We start from the raw sequence: 19,699 nt of genomic DNA, 5'->3' as shown, positions 1-19,699 counted from the left end.
ACCCTAATAGTCAAATATCAAATTATTAAGTGATTAAGCAATGAAAGAATTTCAATTACAAAACATTAACCATCTTGCATTGGTCTGTAAAGATGTAGCAACTACTGTAGATTTTTACAGTAATACTCTGGGGCTTTCTTTGCTCAAAGTCATGGAAATGCCAAATGGTGGACAGCATTTCTTCTTTGATATTGGCAATGGTGGAACTTTAGCTTTTTTCTGGTTTCCGAATGCGCCTAAAGCAGCTCCGGGTATTGCGTCTATGAGTCCAGATGCTCACTTAACGGGAAATATTGCTACAGCGCACGCTTCTATGAACCATGTAGCATTTAATGTACCACTAGAAAAGTTAGAACAATATAGAGAAAATTTAATAGCTAAAGGTATACAAGCTACTCCAATATCAAATGCAGATTTCATTTCTTCATTCTATTTCTTCGATCCTAACGGTATTTTGTTAGAGTTTGCCGCTAATAAGCGCCCATTAGGAGATCCAATACTAGATTTAGGAACTAATCTGCTTTAAGTACAAAATAGAAATAAATTTTTCTTAACCCTATAGTTGTATTTGAGCTATAGGAACATTTTACAATGTCGATATTTTTACCTAGCAGAATATAAAGATAAACCAGTATTATCAATACTGAAAATTTGAACTACGTTGCTTATACTTACAAGAATCATAATGTGAGAAGCACTTATTACATATGTTTCATTTGATTTCAGGTTATTTGGGAGCAAAATCTCGATATTAAAATGAAAGAACAAAGTTATTTTTTCCTCAAAACATTTACGATTTCAACTTGTTTTTATTATTCAAGTATCTGTTTGTCAAACGCTGAAATAATTCCAGATAAAACTTTATTAGAGAATAGCACTACAAGGCTAGATGACAACACTATAGTTATTGAAGGAGGCACTAAAGTAGGAGACAATTTATTCCATAGTTTTGAGAATTTTTCTGTTCCCATAGATATTACTGCCTATTTCAATAATCCTTTAGATACTCAAAACATTATTAGTCGAGTTACTGGAACATCAGTTTCTGATATTAATGGACTAATCCGTGTTAATGGTACAGCCAACTTGTTTTTGATAAATCCAAATGGAATTGTATTTGGGCAAAATGCACGCTTAGATATTGGTGGCTCATTTGTAGGTAGTACAGCAAACACCATTAGATTTGCTGACGGATTTCAGTTTATTGCTAAAAGTAGTCAAATTCAACCACTATTAACTATTAGTGTACCTGTGGGACTACAATTTAATAAAAATCAGGGAACAATTACTGTTAGAAATACAGGACATACTCTAAAAACAAATGATTATTACTCTCCCCTTAACTACGAGATATTTTCTAATGCCTTACAAGTGAAAGCTGACCATACTCTGGCTTTAATAGGAGGAAATGTTTTTTTAGAAGGAGGAATTATTAGCAGCAATAATGGAAAAATTGAATTAGGAAGTATTAATTCTGGAGAAGTCAATATTAAATTTGAAAATAATCTGTTGTCTTTTATTTATGATAAAAATTCAGCTTTTCAAGATATCCAATTATCAGACAGTGCTTTAATTTATGCTGGTAATAATCAAGGAGTAGGAAAAAATACTATAAACCTTCAAGGACGCGAAGTGAGAATATTAGATGGTTCTGTGTTACTTAATCAAGACTATGGTTCACGTCAAAATGGTAATATTTTTATTAATGCATCTGAGTATTTTATCCTAAAAAACTTTCAACCAGAACAGGATGCTACTGGAATTTTTTCTGTGAATTTTGGGAAAAATTCCGGTGCAAATATTATTATTAATTCCCACAAAACTTACTTTGAGCAATCGCAAATAGCTACCGCTACTTTTAGTAATAGTTCAAGCGGAAATATCATTATCAACACTGATTTATTAGAACTTATTGGGACTGGAGAACCAGATTCTAGTTTTAACGGCTCTGCTGGTATTAATACTTTCACTTATAGTTCTGGCTCTGGTGGAAATATAACTGGAAAAATAGGTAATTTAATTCAAAATTATGGAGTAATAGCTACTGCTGCTCTCTCTTCTGGAAATGCTGGAAAACTAGATATAACAGCCGAAAATATACTTCTACAAAATGGGAGTAATATCGGTTCCATTACTTTTGCTAGCGGCAATAGTGGCAACGTATCATTAAATGCGAATGGGAATATAAAATTAATAGGCCAGTTGTCCTCTTTTAAAACTAATTCAGCAATTAATTCTGCTACCTACGGAAGTGGTTATGCTGGAGATTTAACTATTAATTCCTTTAACTTGTTTGTCCTTGATGGGGCAAGCGTAACTACAAGCACATTATCTTCAGGTGATGCCGGAAATATTACTATTAAAACTGTTAATTCAATAAAAGTTTTAGGGACATCTTCAGATTCATTGAGTTTTAGTACTGTTGCATCATCAGCACCAATTGTGAATGAAACTCTACAAATAGCTTATGAAGTACCACCAACCCCCACCGGGAAGGCAGGAAGCATAACGCTTGATACTCCGTATTTGAATATTACAGACGGCGCCCAAGTTACCGTCAAAAACGAAGGCCCCGGTAACGCCGGCACGCTTCAAATCAACGCCGACAGAATCAGCATCACTAGCGCTGGCGGCATTACTGCAACCACTGCGATTGGCGAGGGTGGCGACATCGGTATAACCTCGAAAATCATTCAGCTACGCTCTGCCAATATTTCTGCAACTGCTGGTACACAAGGCACTTTTGGCAATGGCGGCAACATCCGCATCGACACAGACATCCTGAGTGCCTCGAACAACAGTGCCGTCACAGCGAACGCATTCCGTGGGCGTGGGGGTAACATACGTATCAATACCAAGGGACTATTTATTTCCCCCAATACGCAGATTGCAGCTAGTTCTCAACGAGGAATTGACGGCACAGTACAGGTCAACTTCCAAAACAGAAATCCCAGCCTTACCAAAGTACAACCACAGGATCTCGCAAAAACACCAGAGATTGCATCAGTATGTCAGGGTCGTTCTGGTAGAGTAGCGAGTACATTTGTCAATAGCGGTACTGGGGGGCTAGCAGCTAGTTCTGACAACCAGCTAGACAACAGTTCTACTTGGCAGAGAAATTCTGTTGGGCTTGGATCTATTGATAATTCTGAACAATCAAAGCCATTAACAACTAAAAAACCCATAGAAATTGTAGAAGCCCAAGGTTGGATATTGAATGCTAATGGAGATGTAGTCTTGACCCCACAAGCCAATCCACCAAACCCCTACGCCCAAGTGTCTGCTTCTAAATGTCAGGAGCAACCCTCTACAGCAAAAGTATCATCTGTTACAGAAATCAGGAAGAATTGAGATCGACACGGCATATACGTAAGGGCGATCGCAATTAATCTACGGCTCTTGTTCTTAAAGTTTTACTAGCAATAGCAATGATTCATTTTCGATATTTTTTCAAATACCTCTTACTAGGCATTCTAGCGTTAACAATAGCCATAAGCCAGCCATGTATGATTCTAGCTGAGCAAGTAAATAAACAAGCCCAACAGCGCCGAGCTGAAGTACTCAACCACAAGGGTCAAAGGCAACTGGATCTCGGTCAAACAGCAGAAGCTTTTGAGACTTGGCAGCAAGCTACAAAACTTTATGAACATCTTAAAGATACAGAGGGAATCACAGGAACCTTAATCAATCAGAACGTAGCTCTACAAGCTATGGGTTTACATCTTCGAGCTTGTAAGATAGTTGTCAAAGCTTTGAGATTCAATACTGAAATCTGTGCCACCTCGCTTCTTGAGCCTGCTAATTCTACGAAAAGACTACTTGATGCAGAAATTAACAAGTTGAACCCCATACCCGTACACCTACTAGGATTACAAAACTTAGGCAATGTATTGCGCCAGTTAGGTAAATTATCTCAATCAGAATTAGTTTTAAGAAAAACGTTATCAATTGCTCAACAATCGCATAATTTTGATACTAGTGCAATTTTGCTATCGCTCAATAATACTGGAAAATCTCTTTATCAACAGGCACGGGATAAATATAGTTGGATAGAAGAACCAGTTTTTCAAAAAGAAACTTTTAATTTTATTCAAAAACAAGCACTCAAATTGCTCAATGATTACCAGTCATTGATTAATAGCTCAACCGCACCAATGGCAATCAGATTACAAGCGCAACTACAACGCTTGAGCTTACTGTTAGACTTTCAAAAGTGGTTAACAGCAGAATCAAATTCAGGCAGTACACAGTTAGCTGCAATTCAAACTCAAATCAGTCAACAAATTCAACCTTCAGTAGATAATATACTGAAAAATACTTCTGCATTCTCTGAATTGCCTGCTAGCCAATCTATTTATACCAAGCTAAACTTTGCCAATAGTCTCAATCAAATTCCAGACGAAGGATTACGTTCAGTAGCCATACAATATGCAGAATCAGCTTTGCAAACGGCAAAAAGTACCAACGACGAGCGACTAATGTCGAATGCTTTCGGCACACTGGGCAAATTAGAAAAACAACACGAGAGATCGCTCCATTATCTCGAACAAGCGATGGCTTTGGCTCAATCAATTCAGGCATTTGATATCGCTTATGAATGGCAGCACGAATTGGGTTTAGAATACTACAAACAAGGAAAATTTGATAAAGCTCTTGAAGCTTATAGTGCTGCAATTAATAACCTGAAACAAGTTCGCGATAATCTATTAGCAAGTAATGCAGATTTACAGTTTTCATTTTATGAGAAAGTAGAACCTGTTTATCGTGAATATATGCGATTACTGCTCTCATTTTCTAAACCGGATCTAGAGTTAGTAATTCAGATGAACGAACAATTACAAATAGCAGAATTGGAAAATTTTCTTGGGTGCGGTAAGCTTGACCTTGTAGCGTTGAGTAGCTTTAAGAAGTTACCCAGCACTGCCACAATCATTCATATTATTGATTTAGGCAACACTATAGAAGTAATTGTACAATCTCCTGACCGTTCTCTTCATCATAACTCTGTAGACGCTAAATTAATTAAAAACCCTATCAATAATCTGCTAAGTATTTTGCAGTCTCCTAGATTTTCATCTAGGAGCGAATTTGATATTCTTACACATTCTCAAAAACTTTATAACTTACTGATTGCACCCATTAAAACACATTTATCCTCATCAGGAACACTAGTGTTTGCTTTGGATACTTCTTTCCAAAGTTTACCAATGGCATTACTACACGATGGAAATAACTATTTAGTCAATCAATACAATATTACAGAAACTTTAGGTTCTAAAGTTCAAACACCTAAATCCTCATCTAAAAAGCAATTAATAGCTTTAATTGCAGGACTCAGCAAAGAAAGTCCTAGTTTCAATGATAAAAATGCTCCAAAAGGTTTGAGAGCGCTGCCAAAAGTAGCAGTAGAAGTAGCTGATATCAAGAAAGAAACAAATTCTTCAACTGTACTGCTAAACGAAAAATTTACTAGTCTACAGTTTCAAAAAGAATTAAGTAAAAATGATTTTCCAATTGTTCATATTAGCACTCATGGACAATTTAGCTCAAACTCTGATAAGACTGTATTTTTAGCTTATGACAAAGCCATTAACATATTAGAGTTCGATAGCTTGCTCAAAGGTAGATTTCAGTCTAATAAAAATGCAATCGAATTATTAGTTCTAAGTGCTTGCCAAACAGCTAAGGGCAATAAGCGCTCAACCTTAGGAATCGCTGGAGTGGCAGCACAAGCTGGCGCAGAGAGCGTAATCGCTAGCTTATGGTTGGTAGATGAAGGCTCTACGGCTATTCTCATGCAAGAATTCTACGAGCAGTTGAAAAATGGTTTAAGTAAAGCAGAGGCACTACGTCAGGCACAATTGAGTTTATCAGCTAATCCTCAATACACTGACCCTTATTTTTGGGCTGGGTTCGTGCTAGTTGGCGGTTGGTTGTAATTTTCTACTATTTTTAAACCTTCTTGTATGCGAGCTAATTCATCTAAATTATTAGTACTTTTTGCCAGTTGTGCTGCTTTTGTATATTCACGAAGTGCCTCCCTTGGTAACCATGCTTCTAAATACCGATCTGCTAATAATCGGTAGATAGTGGGGTTTTGACTTCCTGCTCTTACTCTTGCTTTCAATGTCTCAATCGTTTCATTCAAAAGATGTCTAGACATATATATAGCATCTAGATCCGAAATAGCAGCTTCATCTGGAGATAGGGCTAATTCATTGACTTGCTTCACCTTTTGTAAAATGGAATTTTGCTCTTCTTGAGGCAAAACACTAACTACCAACGTTTCAGAAGAACTAATAGGAGTATCACCGAGGTTTGCAAGCACAGTAAATTTGTAGGTATTGCCAAACTGCAATTGGTTTTGTTGTTTTGGGTAGGGCAGTGTGGTAACAGTTTTATCCACCGTTGTTTCCCAGTAAAATTCGTAACCACTAACAATAACTGTGTAACTTGTAGCCTTAGAAACGGCGTACCAAGAAATTACAGGTCTAGTACTCAACATTGAACTGCCATAGGGACTAATTAGCATTGGTACATTTGTTGGGCCCTTAATACTGTCACATCCACTTGGGTTCAATCCAGTACATAATCTTACTCTATTGCGCGGGAGGCTACATTTATCTTTAGCATCGAAAATCCTACTTTGTTTAAAATCTAGAAATTCTCCGTTCAAGTAGCATAAAGTATTAACTGTTCGTCCCTTCATTGGAGTAATACGATCTCCAGAACACAACAAGTTATTCACTCGCCAACGAAGATCGCCCACACTAGTCACTCGACCAATAACGTTACACCTACGTTTTACTTCTGGCTTTGCCTGACCCCACGCATTACTCCAACCTAGAAAAAATATCATAGATGGAACTACTAGAATTTTGGAGATACTGACTTTTCTCTCAATTTTCTTCTTTTGTCTGTGCGTACTTAGCATTAAAAGTATTTATCTAGCTATATGTAACTTAATAGCATACAGAAATTGGAGATATAAAAGAAGGTGTTTAACAAGGTATTTGAAATTTGATAATAATTTGTTACTGTTAAGACACTATTAACTACAATAAGCTTAATCTTGAATTAAATTAGGAGCCTTCTGTCTAATCTTTTCTATTATTTCGGCTCGCCAGCTGAAAACCTCTGGTTCTCTAGATTCAGTTAGTAAGCAGGCTTCCCAAGAAAGCCAGGAATTATCAAAATCACCTAAAATTCCCTGCACTTGTGCCAGCAAACAGTGGGTAGCCGTTCTTTGAATATCTAATTTTTTTGCTTTCTCTAAATATTGTTCGGCCTCGCTATATTTCTTCTGCTCAAATTTTGCCCAACCCAAATTTTTGTACAAAGCTGCTTGCCATCTAGGATTTGTAGTTTTTTGTAACCCCTCTTGGGCAAGAGAAATTGCCGTATCATAATCACCTTGTAGAATTTTTACTCTAGATAAGTTATTAATAGCAATTATCGCTTGATTATTAATTTTTATGGCTAACTGGTATTGTTGCTCTGCTAAATCATATTTCATTTGTTCATCGTAGTAAGTCCCCAACCCATAATGCCCTTTCCAATTATTATAGGTTAGCTGAAAAGCTTTTTCATAACTATCAATGACACATTTATCATCTTGTAATTGTTTACATACAATACCTAAATTATTATATGGTTCTATATTTGTATCATTATATTTAATTGCTAATTCATAGTATCTTTTAGCTAATTCCAGGCTATTAATACTGCGAAGCCCTTTTTCAAAATAAAATTTGGAAATAGCGTACTTGGCTTGAGGATTAATTTTTATCGCTGAATCAAAAAACTCTTTTGCAGTCTGAAAATTATTTGCTGCTTCAGCCTTCTCGCCTTGAGACACTAAATATTTAGCTCTTAGTGGTAATAATACTTTGAAAGTTACAAAGACTGTCAAAATCATAAACCCAATTACTGCACTGGCTCTGAACGTTTTAGACCTCGTTACTCTATAAATTTTATTTTGCTGAGGTAATATTTTTAATCTTTGTAGGATAACTTCAGTAGTTGTTGGACGTTGCCCAGGCACGGAAGCCATTAATTCATCGAGAAAATCAGCAAAAGGCTTGTCAATCTGCTTTGCTTTATTTCTCCATAGTAAATTTCCTGTTTTGCGATCTGTTGGTAAATCTACCAATGAAATACCAGTAACTAGACGTACAAAAGTCCGCCCTAAAGCGTAAAAGTCTGACTGAGGTACTGCCTTACCATGAATTTGTTCTAGTGGTGTGTAATAAAAGGAGACGACAGTTGTAATTTCGTATTTTCCTACTCTTGTATTAGTTCCTCCACTTGCACTAACTTTTGTTAAATAAGTGTCACTCATTCGTCGCACAGTTCCAAAATCAATTAATGCCAACTGCCCATTTGGCTGAAGAATTATATTAGCAGGTTTAATATCTCTATGAAAAAATTCACTATGGTGTACTACATCAAGTATTTCAACTAATTGACGTAGCCATTCTAATGCTTGAGCTTGCGAAATAGCTTCATTCTCCTTTATCCATTCTTCTAAGTTTTGGCCTTCAATTTTATCCATCACTAAGCAACGTAGTTCTAGAGGACTATTATTAGGTGCAAAACTGAAAAAGTCCTCAACATCACACTGAGGAATATTTGGATGTTGGATTAATCGTAAAGCACGAAATTCCCGCTCAATTAACTCACGAAGCCGACTGGAATTCCATTTAAGAACTTTCATAACTCTTCGCTTACAAACCGGATGCCATTTGATACCAGCGTCATCTACTTCAAAAACCTCAAAGTAGCTCTGCGGGTCATAAGTAAGCTCTCTCAATGGTTTGAGCAGTCGAATACGGTTATTGATCAGCAGTGGAGTACCACAAGACAGACATGTTTGAGTATTGTCAGGATTTTGACGTTGCTCACAAAGCGGGTTTATACAATAAAACGACATACTTGCCAAGTATAAATTTATGCATTAGACAGTTGACAAACAGTGTTTGTGTTTTACTGTCTGAATACAGATACAAGTACCCATCACAATTTACGCTAATTACTCTTCCTTTACATTGCCCGGATTTTTGGGGTTTGTAAAAAATTTTTTTAGAAGCACAGATTCAATTTAAAAATCTCCCACCCTAGCTTTGCCCAAAGGGCGCGGCTGCACCAAGGGACATCCATAAAAATAAATCCCCAGCCTTGGTAGTTTTGAGTGGGCTCCCGTCGGTTATTCGTTTTAATACGAAGAATCGATTTATTTCGGGTTTGTGCCCAATATGCCTACAATTGTGACTTTTTTCTAGAGCGAGCGAGCGCCAGACATGAGTGCTTTCTTATCCACCCAAATTGCAGCGACTACGGGGACAACCAGCTTTAGACCAATGTCATCATAATACTTTTACTACCCTGAATGAAAAGTAAGTTACTATGACTTCGTAAGCCTTATCTTTCCGTAGATGCCCTAAATTCGATCAAAACTACACTAAAGTCAACTTAGTACTTTTTTGAAAAAATTAACCATAAATAGTAAAATCAGGTATGATCGATTGCAATGTAACATACTTTAAAAACTAAGCCTCGTTTGTGGAGAGCCTCTTAACGAACATTTTTTACCGTATCAGAGGTACTGGCATAGCTATGGATTTTACTGCTGAACCGGAACTTCAATCTTCTCTTTCTTCCTCTGCCTGTTTTAGAGAGCAGGAACTTTCATCTGGTCAATTATTTCAAGAAGTATTTTCAATAACAGAGTCTTTTAGGCTAGCTCTGGTCGTAGTAAATGACTTAGTATTTGCTAAGAGAGGCAAATATTTATCTGAAATTGAAATGCTCGTTATAAAAGGGGCATTGAACGATCAAGAGTACGAGGATATAGCAAGTCACTCGACTTACAGCTTAAATTACATACAGCGCACAGTAGCACCTCGCTTATGGGACATACTTTCAGAAACCATAGGGGATGGCGAACGAGTAGGGAAAAAGAAGCTGTGGTATTTTTTAGAGCAAGTTAACAAAAAGTACCATATTCAATCTGTTTCAGACGAAAAGCAAAGGCTTAATGTCAACAATTTGACACTAACCATTAGGGGTAAACTGCCGGATATATCTCGCTTTTATGGGCGAACACAGGAACTAAGCTTATTAAAAGAATTGATAAGTAATCAGCGTTGTATATCATTGATAGGAATTGCAGGCATTGGTAAAAGTGCATTGGTTGCAAAGTTGTTAGAAGAAGTTAGTGGAAGAAAACAACCAACATTTGATACTTTAATCTGGAAAACAATTACCCATGTACCATTACTTCAAGATTTAGTAGCCGAACTCATAGAACTAACTCAATCTTGCGATCCTGATTTAAGTTTGCCTGAATATACCCAAGCATTGATTTCAGTATTGATTAAAGGCTTACAATCACGCCGTTGCCTGCTAGTATTAGATGGTTTTGATTTTTTATTTCAGAAAAGCAACTTTCAGCAAAGACTGGAGTATGGAGTATTTTTTCACCGCTTGATAGAAGAAGAACATAAAGGCTGCATACTCCTGACTGGTCGAGCTTGGCCTGATGAACTTGATAATATCATAACGGCAAAACTACCTCTTCATATATTGAAAATCCAAGGCTTAGACATAGATGCCGCAATCCAACTTTTATCTAGTAAAGGATTATCAGATAAAGAAAAGTGTAACCAATTAATTCAAACGTATCGTGGAAATCCTTCAGAGCTTCAAGCAGTAGCTAATCGAATTAATCACTTCTTTGCTGGTAACGCAAAATTATTTTTTGAAAATCCAACTACGCTTGTTAGCAGTAATTTTGAAGTAATGCTTAATCAGTTGTTTGGAGAATCATTGAGCAGTACTCAGCGACAAATCTTGATTTATATAGCAGAAAGAATAGTCGGAAATCAACAATTTATTAGTTTTACTAAACTCTTGTCTGGGATAAAAGAGAAAAGTCAAGAAGGTGTATCAACTTTAGAGTTAATCAAAGCGTTAGAGAAACTTGAAAGGCAGTCGTTAATTGAAAGTATTAAAGACCCAGTTACTAAAGAAATCAGTTTTACTCTCCAACCAATTATAAAAAAATACATTAAGACAGATCCGCAAGGTTTGGTGCACACTTCTGATAATTCAAAATTACCGTTCGCATCTTAAACAGAGGTATTTATGATTGCAGGAAAACTAGAAGTAACAATCAAAATTGACGAACTGCCCCAAGCGGTAACTGTAGAAAACGGTTGGCAACAGTTCGAGATTGACTGTGGTGGTCGCATCATAAGCATCACAGTCAAACCCAAAATTTGGAAGAAACTGACTGATGCTGCCAGCAATTACCCACAGTGGGTAGCAGCAATTGCTGGTAAGCTCGGTCAGCAAAGCGATCGTGGGTTCGTGTTGGATGAACCCAATATACAAGTTTTCGAGCGCAAACCCAAAGTAGAGACAGTCTCTGCGGTAGGTGCACCTTGAGAAAAAATCCTTGTCCAACAAGGTAAGTCACAACAAAAGTTCACAATTATGAAGGAGTTTCAAGCAAAAAATCAGAATCTCGTAAGATGCTAGAAGACCACAAGTCAAGTAAGATCGAGCTTATGGTTGCGTTGAGTCAAAAATGGAGGTATTTATACACAGGTCAAAAATTTAAAGGACAAAACGCACTAAGGAGTGACGCTTTGTCCAGTGTCAAGACAATTGAATAATTTCAGAGCGGGGTTCATCTCTAGACAACCGAGAAAGTGGTCTTTAAAGTTTGGCGACTTGATTCCACTGACTGGTAAGAGGAGATTTAGTCCACGCTGCTGTACTATGCCCATTATACTTGGGTGCGACAGAAAATAGATTAATTCTGCCGTGGTATTTTTGTGTCTTGGCAAAAAATTTAATTCTTGCCAAAGTTTGTTTGCAAAATACAAAGTTTAGCAGCGCATCTTAACGCGATCGCTTATCAGTCATCAGTTATCAGTAAGGAAAATCCTTGATAGCTGTGAACTGATAGCTTGTGGCTGATTCAACCCCCTCTGATGCTGGAAACCAACAATCAGAGGAAAAATCGTGAAAAATGAATGCATAACGCAGATAACTCCCACATGTCCAAAACTTTGGGAGTGGCTATCTGACAAAATTGAAACGGCAAGAATTGAGAAACAGCCAGTGGGAGTTTGGCTAGAAAACCTGAGAGTGATGACGGGAGAAGGAATTGTCATCACAAGCGAGTGCTGGTCAGATTACGGGTTGCTTTTGGGAGCAAAACAAGAGTTGCTTTCACTAGTGCAGAAACTAGAACCGAGTATAAAGCTAGCGATAGTTATGTCGCCCGATTTTCTTTTAACGGGCATCGTGATTGTAGAGACTGGAGAAATAATAGCCTTTACCAGAGGGGCAGCTGCATCAAGAGCGTGTGTTGAACAGGGTGTGGCGCAACGGGTGTGGGGTGTAGGGACGGCTAGGACAGAGGATTGTGACCCCTTACAACGCAAGCGCCCTGAAAAGGCGGGGCTTCCGGCCCATTGGTTGTTGGGGCTATTTCTTGCCCTACACCCTACACCCTACACCCCACACCCCGCCCCAACGGGGCTAGGTGAGGTGTATTTTGGTTTAACTGGGGATACAGAGTTATGAAAAATAACTCTGTATCCCCGCCTGAAGCAGTTGTCTACCCTAACAACCTAATAGCAGCTTCTTACCATGAGTTAGCAGTTGGTAGTGCCATCCACCCTGCCCTAATTGAGCGCAACTTCTTCCACATCGAAGGAGATGCAGTTTACGACTACCTATTTATCAGTGACAAAATTCCTCGGAAAAATGCAGGTCGAGTCACAGATGGATACTTAAAACTATACGAGCATCTCCAAGCTGGAGCGACTAGAATTGGTTCGCTTGACCCGTACAACCATTGGTTGCCAATGGAATGGGGACGGATAAAGCCCAACAACCCGCGCATGGATTGGGAAAAGGGTAAGCCAGTTAAGTACGAGTCACCCCCCAAAACCCCTAACCGTGTTACCTACTTTGATGTGGCCGATTGTATTTGGGATTTGGTGGCACTACGGTATAACATTAAGCGATATCACTCACCCCTGGCACTGAGGTTACAAAATAGGCTTACTCCACTGGTATTTTGGGAATGGGTACAGCGGCATCCAGAGATCCCAATAATATTATGCGAAGGCGAGAAGAAGGCGGCTTGCTTACTCAGTCTGGGGTTTGTAGCTCTAGCACTCCCTGGTATTTGGAACGGACGAGTGGGGAAAAAGGATTTCGATGAAAGGCTGCATCCGGATCTACTACCACTGGCACAAAAGGGGCGGAAATTCATTATTCTGTTTGACTACGAGACGAAGCTAAAAACCCGATGGTCGGTGTATCAAGCCACAGTTCGCACTGGCATTGCGATTGAGGGGGTTGGCTGTACTTGTGAGGTGGCACTACTGCCAGGGCCCCAAAAAGGCGTTGATGATTTTGTAGTTGCTAGAGGTGAGGATGCTAACGCATTGCTGACGGCAATTGTTGATGATGCTCGCTCATTGAAAGATTACCAGAGTTTGTTTCTACTCAAGCACCGGGGGCTGAGAAAGTATAAACCCGATGCCATTGTTGATACAAAATATCTCACCGATGCAGTTAGGGTTGAGGATGAAATACCAGCACTCCCAACACAAGAAGCACCATGTATATTACGACAAGAACCACCGCTTAAACCTTTGAATTTTCTGGAGCCGCCAGAACCACCTGTTGAAATCCCTCCCGGCTATCAGGAAAAAGTTAGGTACAAACTTAACTTTTCCCGCCCTACTCAACACCAGAACTATATTGTCTTCCCAAAAACTGGGTTAGTGGTACTGATTTCTGACATGGGTACTGGCAAAACCGAGTTAATGCGTTGGTGGCGTGATGCTCACCCAGATCAAAGATTTCTCAACAACGGGCATCGGGTGAATTTGCTCAAGAATTTAGCCGAACGCCTGAAAACCTTGATGTATTCTGACCTTGGTTATGCAGGCATGGCCCAGGCAACGGCACTGAGCATTACCATCGACAGTTTATATAAGTTAAATACCCAGGCCCTAACTTATGGCTGCATCTTCATTGATGAAGCTTGCCAATACCTGACTCACCTATTACTGAGCAAAACCTGTAAAGAACATCGCGCCTTAATCCTGGAAACACTACAGTATATTGTCTACAACGCCCCCCTGGTAGTGATTGCCGATGCACACATGGATGATACGACTATTGAGTTTTTCAAAGCCATGCGACCAGAGAACGAGCAGCCGTACATTATTAAGAATGAGTTCAACAACGGAGATCGCACCATCTATTGGTATGAAGGTCAGGATTCAAGTGCTTTGGTTGCTCAAATTTCGGCGGCAATCATGATTGGCCAGAAAGTTATGGTGGTCAGCGACAGTAAGCGTTTCATCAAGAAATTGGAAAAATCATTTTTGCTACACATTGAGTTATCTCCTGATGCCGACGAGATTGACTCCACCACTGATTCTCCATCTACTACTAACAATAGTAAGCGTTTGGCAAAATTACGGATTTGGTCTGTGCATTCAGATAACTCTGGCAGTGACGAGAATGTGGCCTTTATTAAAGACATCACTAATGCCGTCAAAAATATAGATATACTTTTGACTTCCCCCAGTCTGGGAACTGGTGTAGACATTCCAGACTATCATTTTGATTTAGTGTTTGGGGTGTTTCATGCCATCAGTCAAACTGCAACTGAGTGCGCTCAACAACTGTGGCGCTATCGTCCAAAAGTGCCGATTCATGTTTGGGTCGCGCCGAAGCCACCTTTTGGATATTTGGATACCAACCCGACTAAGATTAAACTTAGACTACTCCAAACCAACGAGATTACAGCTTTCTTACTGCGGATCGACCGAGAGTCAGGCAAGAGGGGCGCTGAGAAAGACTGGGCGTTAGATGCTTACTGCAAAATCAAATCTGCTCGTCACCAATCGATCAATAACTTACGTACAGACCTGCGCGAGTTGCTTAAGCACATGGGCAATGAGATTATACCCGTGGGAGACGAGAATGATGCCCCGGCTTGGGAATTGTTGAAGACGGCAGCAGACGCTCTCGACTCGGCTCATCATCATGCCGTCGCCACTGCCAAAAACATTACTAAAACAGAATACCGCGCACGACAAACCAAGGATTACCTTTCACCTGATGAAATGAACGAATGTGAAAAATTCCGCATTCATGAAGCTTACGGTATGGAAGTTACGCCCCTATTAGTCGAGAAGGATAACTCCGGTAGACTCATTGGGGCGCTTGCTGCTCTTGAAGCCATCCTTTCACCACCAGATGAAATCATCCAAGACTCCAAGACTGGTAAACAGTACCCATTACCACCAGCATTTGTTACCCAACTAGACCGCGCCGAACGCGACAAACTTCCATTTTGCATGGATTGGGGCAATTATTCCGCCAAGTGGTTAGCAAGGGTAAACTTGGGATTACATCACGTCTTGGGGCGTTTAGTCACTGGCGAAGAAGTAACAGCTGCCGATCCACATCTATTAAATATGACAGCGATCGCCATTCAATGTGCTGCTCACATCAAAGCAATTCTTGGTTTTACAGTTCCAAGTGACTGTCAACCGATTTGGTTACTGGCCACAATGCTTGAACAGCTGGGACTCAAGTTAGCTTGCCGTAAGCAGGGACCTCGTGGAATGCAGGTTAAACTATTCTCGCTTTCTAAGCCAGAGTTAGATTTTGCATTACAAGTTATCGCTCATCGTCAACAGCAACGGGTTCCTTACTCCCAAACCCAGTCTTCGCTAGGGTTAGAACGTGTTTCTGTTCCCGTATCCACCCCCCCCCATAATGGTATAGGAAACTCCATCGTTGAGGGGGTGGATACTACACAACCAGAAGAGGCTCTTGGGCATAGATCTATAGCAGTAACCCCTAACGCAGTACGGGGGTGCACAGAGGCACAGGGGCAAGAATCTCTCTCCCCTGCTTCCTCCACAGATCGCATTACTTTACTTCACTGCGTGGAAACCCTTCGCTCTGGCATCGCCCAAGGTGTAGAGGCTCTTAAGGGTATCCTCAAGCGATGGACTGGGGATTGGCGGTGGGAGGTGGTGCTGGAGTTGGAGGCGATAGCGCTCAGTGAACTGCGCTCGTTGGAGGCAGCAATCCCAGAATTTTACGAGTGGCTCAATGAGGAAGTGTTGCCTATGGAGGGCAGCTAAACTCGTGCCACAACTAACCGTATTTTCTGAGTAATTTCTACTTTTGCTTTCAGCGAATTTACGCTAATTACGCTCGTATTGCTTGCAAATTTGTTTTTTGAGTAAAATGAGGTTAATGCCTTTGCTTGACTGATTTTTTGGGGACTTCGACTTTCCTGGTTTTCTCGAAGTCGTTCTCTTCAATCGGTGCAAGCAGCGATAAAGATGATACTGCTCCCAATACTTGTTCTTCTTTCACCTCCAGGTACTTGTAAAGCTCGTCCAACGTGCGATGCCCGGAAATTTCCTGAATCACTCTTAAGGGAATTCCAGCATTACTCATTGAAGTGAGTGCTGTACGGCGAAAGCTGTGAGAGCTTACGCCTTCAATTCCGACTCGTTGGCAAGCAACTCGCACTATCCACAGTGCTGAATCTCTGTGCAGGTGGGTACTAGCTCTCTTGTGATCGGGATTTCCCGGAAATAGCCACGGCGAATCATCTCGCGGTTTATATGCTTGTAGCCTGATTCGCAATTCTTGAATTACGGGTATGGCGCGGGTAGCCAGTTTCCCTTTCGTGTTACCTTTGCGAAAGGTGATTTTGGCTCGAACTTTTCCTTTGGAGTCATAGACATCGCGCTTGAGCAACGTCACGGCTTCCGAAACCCGACAAGCGGTGTAAAGCATGACGGCAAACAGTGCTTTGTCTCGTAGTGAGTCTACCCCCTGCGAGAACAGAAGTTGAATTTCTTCTGGCGAGAGTATCTTGGCTCTGCCGTGTCTATCAATCTTCAACTCGGCTCTCCTATTACCGCCCCCGTTGTTTTCTCATTATCTCAGTCTAGGGGGACACCTTTGAGCGCGTGCGATCGTGCGCCCGTGCAGATGATGACTGGCAACTAATAAGGAATGCGGCTCTTGAGTGCCAAGCAGGGCAAGACTTTCTACACAGTGCGTATAGACAAATATCTATTGTTGGTTCGCGGACTAATTGAAAATCCTCACCCCAATCATCAGCAATCAGCTTACCTTTTTCTCTTCCTAATTACCCAGTCAGCAGTATACTTAAGTAAATTATTACTATATAGACATCTTCTGTACCACATCTACACACGCTGCTTACTCCTATGTGTCTCTTGAAAGTCAACTAGGGTAAGGATTTCTATACAATTGGCTTCAGGCGTATTTACACAATCAACAGAATCATTACTGGGAGGGCTATTTTGCCAGTAACGATTCTGTACAGTTGCCCCAAACACCTATAAATACGTGAAAAATCTGACGCTCACGTGGTAAACTGTCTATACCAGGGTTAAAGGATACAAATATGACAAATATAGAGCGTGAATCGATTAACTTCCGATTACCGAAAACCCTGGTTAAAGCACTTCGTCTAGCTGCACAAGAACGTAAAACTACCGCCACAAAATTGGTAATTCAAGGTCTACACCAAGTTTTAGACGATATACCAAGTACAAAAGAAACTGTAGAAAATCGCTTGCATAAACTTGAAGAAGATTTTCTTCGTTTACAAGAAAATATCGACAACCTTTCTTCTTCCAGAGAAAGCAACATTTCTGCCAAGGTAGAAGAACTATTCTTAAAGCTGGCACGATTTGAAGGGGTATTGTTACAAATGCAAAATAGTATCAACGCATCAAGGTCACGCAACAAATCAAGCAGCTACCCCTACCAAACGAGTGCACCAGTCAAGCTTGAACCCCGTAATGCAGAACAATTAGCCTCGCGTTTTGGCACTAGTGCATCGACCGTTGAAGAAAAACGTGCAACTTTGCGGCAAAAGGACTTTGAACGCTGGACACAAGACCGCGATTTGGGTAATCGTTCGTGGCGATTTAATGAGAACGACGGGCTTTATCATCCAGTTTATTAAACAAGTTGCAAGTCGCAAGTCGGAAGTCGGAAGTCGGAAGTCGCAAGTCGGAAGTATAGTTTTGTAATGGGTGCTACACCGACCACAAAACTGACCGGTTATAGAACTGGGGGACTTAAACCCACTGAATTTGTTAACAAAACAAGACTAAAAAACACGTGCTTGCTGATATGCCACTCGATATTTTGGCACTCCAGCCCAGCATAAGCACTCGTCTTTTGCCGACCATTGGTCGGCATTTTGTTTCAATAAATAGTCGTCCCTGAAAAATAAAAGGATAGTAATCTAAGCTACAAGGTGAAGAAGTGGAGCAGTCACAAAAAAGCGGTAAAGCTTTCGGAGGTTAAATCCACAGCCAGCCAAAAAAGAATTGATGCGATCGCCAACTTGACCTTGCAGGTAATTGCGCTGCATCCGGTGATCATGTTTGGTATGTCCAATGACAGGCTCAATAGCACTACGACGTTTCAGCAGTCGTTTGAGAAAACCTGCTCGCTTACGCTCCAACTCGCTGCCGCCACTTCACCAAGCTTGTAGGATGACAAGGTAATTCATGTTGAAAAGTTTGTTCTCCACAAAAGTACTGCCAATAGGGATTTTCTACCCATTTCTCCACTACTGATTCATCACTCTCATCGTACAGTGCTTTCAAGTAATGCAGCCCCACTAACAACCGACTCGACAATGCTGGGCGGCCTACATCTGTTGTGGTTGCTGTTCTAAACTCTTGCTCAAAGTACTGCCAATCCAAAGCCTTAGCCAGTTTTGCTAACGGATGTTCTAGATTTAGTTGACTCTCCAGTAAAGGTTGTTTTATTCCTTCTACTGGTATCCTATTTTCCCCAAAATTACCGCTCATGTTCACCTGCTTTTTCAAGCTTTGGAAGATTTTCTGGCAATCTTACACACAGTTTCTCTCTGTTAACTCTCTCTTAATACTGGCTTTCATCTATTTTTCAGGGACGACTAAGTTAAACAAGTCGGAAGTTGGAAGTATAGTTTTGTAATGGGTGCTACACCGACCACAAAACTGACCGGTTATAGAACCGGGGGACTTAAACCCACTGAATTTGGTTAATTGGCTCACGCCACCCACACCTGCAAGGAAGTGTCGCTCATTCCAAGTAAGGCCACGTTTAACTTATTAAACGTGTTGTGCTTGGCACACTTAGAATAAAAAACACGCGCTTGCTGCATCATAATGTTGTCTAGGTGAAAACTTGAATTATCTGATAGCAAGGGTTTAACTTACCTAGATAATATATATACAGTCATATCCAAGGTTTTGAGAGCCAATGCGGCGTATCTCTATTGCACAGTCGCGACTGTAAAATAATGTTTCATCTTGTTGCTACTGTCGTGCCATTATGACACGCATTTCGGCTTCACGGTCTTGAATCAAATCTCCACTAACATCCACTATCACGCTATGAATCTTGCCCGTAAACTTGAAGGGTGGTTCATAATCGGGTGTTACAGGCGCACCAGGGGCTATCCCACAGGTAACACCACTGGTGAGACCTAGTGCTAAGGGAGTAGTTACAGGGACATTCGCTTGCCCTACTAATTTTCCATCGATATAAAGTTCGGCGCGACCTGGTGTTCCTTTCCCCTTGGCTAAATCTG

At 40.4% G+C, this 19,699-nt stretch carries 12 protein-coding genes and 2 pseudogenes; 8 read left to right on the top strand and 6 right to left on the bottom strand.

The window, feature by feature from the left end; all coding sequences use genetic code 11:
- Positions 1-40: 40 nt before the first annotated feature.
- The 3 genes from ACM0OY_RS28415 (at position 41) to ACM0OY_RS28405 (ending at position 5,939) form a co-directional block, all read left to right on the top strand.
- Positions 41-526 carry a VOC family protein gene (locus tag ACM0OY_RS28415; protein ID WP_414572134.1) on the top strand — a complete coding sequence of 162 codons (486 nt, stop codon included), beginning with the start codon at positions 41-43 and terminating at the stop codon, positions 524-526.
- 302 nt (positions 527-828) lie between these two features.
- Entirely contained in the window at positions 829-3,351 is a 2,523-nt protein-coding gene (locus ACM0OY_RS28410) for a filamentous hemagglutinin N-terminal domain-containing protein (RefSeq protein WP_414572133.1), read from the top strand.
- Between the two features lie 155 nt (positions 3,352-3,506).
- On the top strand, positions 3,507-5,939 hold the full coding sequence (locus ACM0OY_RS28405; protein WP_414572132.1) for a CHAT domain-containing protein: 2,433 nt from the start codon (positions 3,507-3,509) through the stop codon (positions 5,937-5,939).
- Here the strand turns inward: ACM0OY_RS28405 and ACM0OY_RS28400 are convergent.
- Positions 5,897-6,859 carry a tetratricopeptide repeat protein gene (locus tag ACM0OY_RS28400; RefSeq protein ID WP_414572131.1) on the bottom strand — a complete coding sequence of 321 codons (963 nt, stop codon included), beginning with the start codon at positions 6,857-6,859 and terminating at the stop codon, positions 5,897-5,899. The genes ACM0OY_RS28405 and ACM0OY_RS28400 overlap by 43 nt on opposite strands.
- Positions 6,860-7,066: 207 nt before the next feature.
- Positions 7,067-8,932 (bottom strand): protein kinase domain-containing protein, encoded by a 1,866-nt coding sequence (locus ACM0OY_RS28395; RefSeq protein ID WP_414572130.1) that lies wholly within the window; start codon positions 8,930-8,932, stop codon positions 7,067-7,069.
- A 683-nt stretch (positions 8,933-9,615) separates the two neighbouring features.
- On the opposite strand from ACM0OY_RS28395, the gene ACM0OY_RS28390 reads away from it, so the two are divergent.
- The 4 genes from ACM0OY_RS28390 to ACM0OY_RS28375 all read left to right on the top strand — a co-directional run bounded on the left by ACM0OY_RS28390 (position 9,616) and on the right by ACM0OY_RS28375 (position 16,199).
- Positions 9,616-11,133: an AAA family ATPase gene (locus ACM0OY_RS28390; RefSeq protein WP_414572129.1), complete on the top strand. Its 1,518-nt coding sequence runs from the start codon at positions 9,616-9,618 to the stop codon at positions 11,131-11,133.
- A gap of 12 nt (positions 11,134-11,145) precedes the next feature.
- Complete coding sequence (locus ACM0OY_RS28385) at positions 11,146-11,448, top strand: fertility inhibition FinO-like protein (RefSeq protein WP_414572128.1); 303 nt, start codon at positions 11,146-11,148, stop codon at positions 11,446-11,448.
- A gap of 582 nt (positions 11,449-12,030) precedes the next feature.
- Positions 12,031-12,597, top strand: a complete 567-nt coding sequence (locus tag ACM0OY_RS28380; protein WP_414572127.1) for a hypothetical protein — start codon at positions 12,031-12,033, stop codon at positions 12,595-12,597.
- On the top strand, positions 12,594-16,199 hold the full coding sequence (locus tag ACM0OY_RS28375) for a plasmid replication protein, CyRepA1 family (RefSeq protein ID WP_414572126.1): 3,606 nt from the start codon (positions 12,594-12,596) through the stop codon (positions 16,197-16,199). The genes ACM0OY_RS28380 and ACM0OY_RS28375 overlap by 4 nt, the downstream gene beginning before the upstream one ends.
- 112 nt (positions 16,200-16,311) lie before the next feature.
- On the opposite strand, the gene ACM0OY_RS28370 is transcribed toward ACM0OY_RS28375, so the two are convergent.
- Positions 16,312-16,974: a tyrosine-type recombinase/integrase gene (locus tag ACM0OY_RS28370; protein ID WP_414572125.1), complete on the bottom strand. Its 663-nt coding sequence runs from the start codon at positions 16,972-16,974 to the stop codon at positions 16,312-16,314.
- Positions 16,975-17,506: 532 nt separating this feature from the next.
- Between ACM0OY_RS28370 and ACM0OY_RS28365 the strand changes: the two genes are divergently transcribed.
- Positions 17,507-18,073: a hypothetical protein gene (locus ACM0OY_RS28365; protein WP_414572124.1), complete on the top strand. Its 567-nt coding sequence runs from the start codon at positions 17,507-17,509 to the stop codon at positions 18,071-18,073.
- A gap of 330 nt (positions 18,074-18,403) precedes the next feature.
- On the opposite strand, the pseudogene ACM0OY_RS28360 reads toward ACM0OY_RS28365, so the two are convergent.
- From ACM0OY_RS28360 to ACM0OY_RS28350, 3 genes and pseudogenes are all read right to left on the bottom strand, one after another.
- Positions 18,404-18,556, bottom strand: a pseudogene (locus ACM0OY_RS28360) (transposase); the annotation flags it as partial.
- 13 nt (positions 18,557-18,569) lie between these two features.
- Entirely contained in the window at positions 18,570-18,932 is a 363-nt protein-coding gene (locus ACM0OY_RS28355; RefSeq protein ID WP_414572123.1) for a transposase, read from the bottom strand.
- A gap of 492 nt (positions 18,933-19,424) precedes the next feature.
- A pseudogene (locus ACM0OY_RS28350) lies at positions 19,425-19,699 on the bottom strand (arylsulfatase); the annotation flags it as partial.

The organism is Nostoc sp. CCY 9925 (genome assembly GCF_963920935.1).
GTDB lineage: Bacteria > Cyanobacteriota > Cyanobacteriia > Cyanobacteriales > Nostocaceae > Nostoc.
The sequence above is the reverse complement of the archived record's forward strand: the minus strand, read 5'-3'. Positions and strand labels throughout refer to the sequence as shown.

Excerpts from the sequence above, each read along its gene's own strand:
- ACM0OY_RS28415 (WP_414572134.1), top strand. The coding sequence starts at position 41 with ATGAAAGAATTTCAATTACAAAACATTAACCATCTTGCATTGGTCTGT.
- ACM0OY_RS28405 (WP_414572132.1), top strand. The coding sequence starts at position 3,507 with ATGATTCTAGCTGAGCAAGTAAATAAACAAGCCCAACAGCGCCGAGCT.
- ACM0OY_RS28400 (WP_414572131.1), bottom strand. The coding sequence starts at position 6,859 with ATGATATTTTTTCTAGGTTGGAGTAATGCGTGGGGTCAGGCAAAGCCA.
- ACM0OY_RS28395 (WP_414572130.1), bottom strand. The coding sequence starts at position 8,932 with ATGTCGTTTTATTGTATAAACCCGCTTTGTGAGCAACGTCAAAATCCT.
- ACM0OY_RS28390 (WP_414572129.1), top strand. The coding sequence starts at position 9,616 with ATGGATTTTACTGCTGAACCGGAACTTCAATCTTCTCTTTCTTCCTCT.
- ACM0OY_RS28385 (WP_414572128.1), top strand. The coding sequence starts at position 11,146 with ATGATTGCAGGAAAACTAGAAGTAACAATCAAAATTGACGAACTGCCC.
- ACM0OY_RS28375 (WP_414572126.1), top strand. The coding sequence starts at position 12,594 with ATGAAAAATAACTCTGTATCCCCGCCTGAAGCAGTTGTCTACCCTAAC.
- ACM0OY_RS28365 (WP_414572124.1), top strand. The coding sequence starts at position 17,507 with ATGACAAATATAGAGCGTGAATCGATTAACTTCCGATTACCGAAAACC.
- ACM0OY_RS28355 (WP_414572123.1), bottom strand. The coding sequence starts at position 18,932 with ATGAGCGGTAATTTTGGGGAAAATAGGATACCAGTAGAAGGAATAAAA.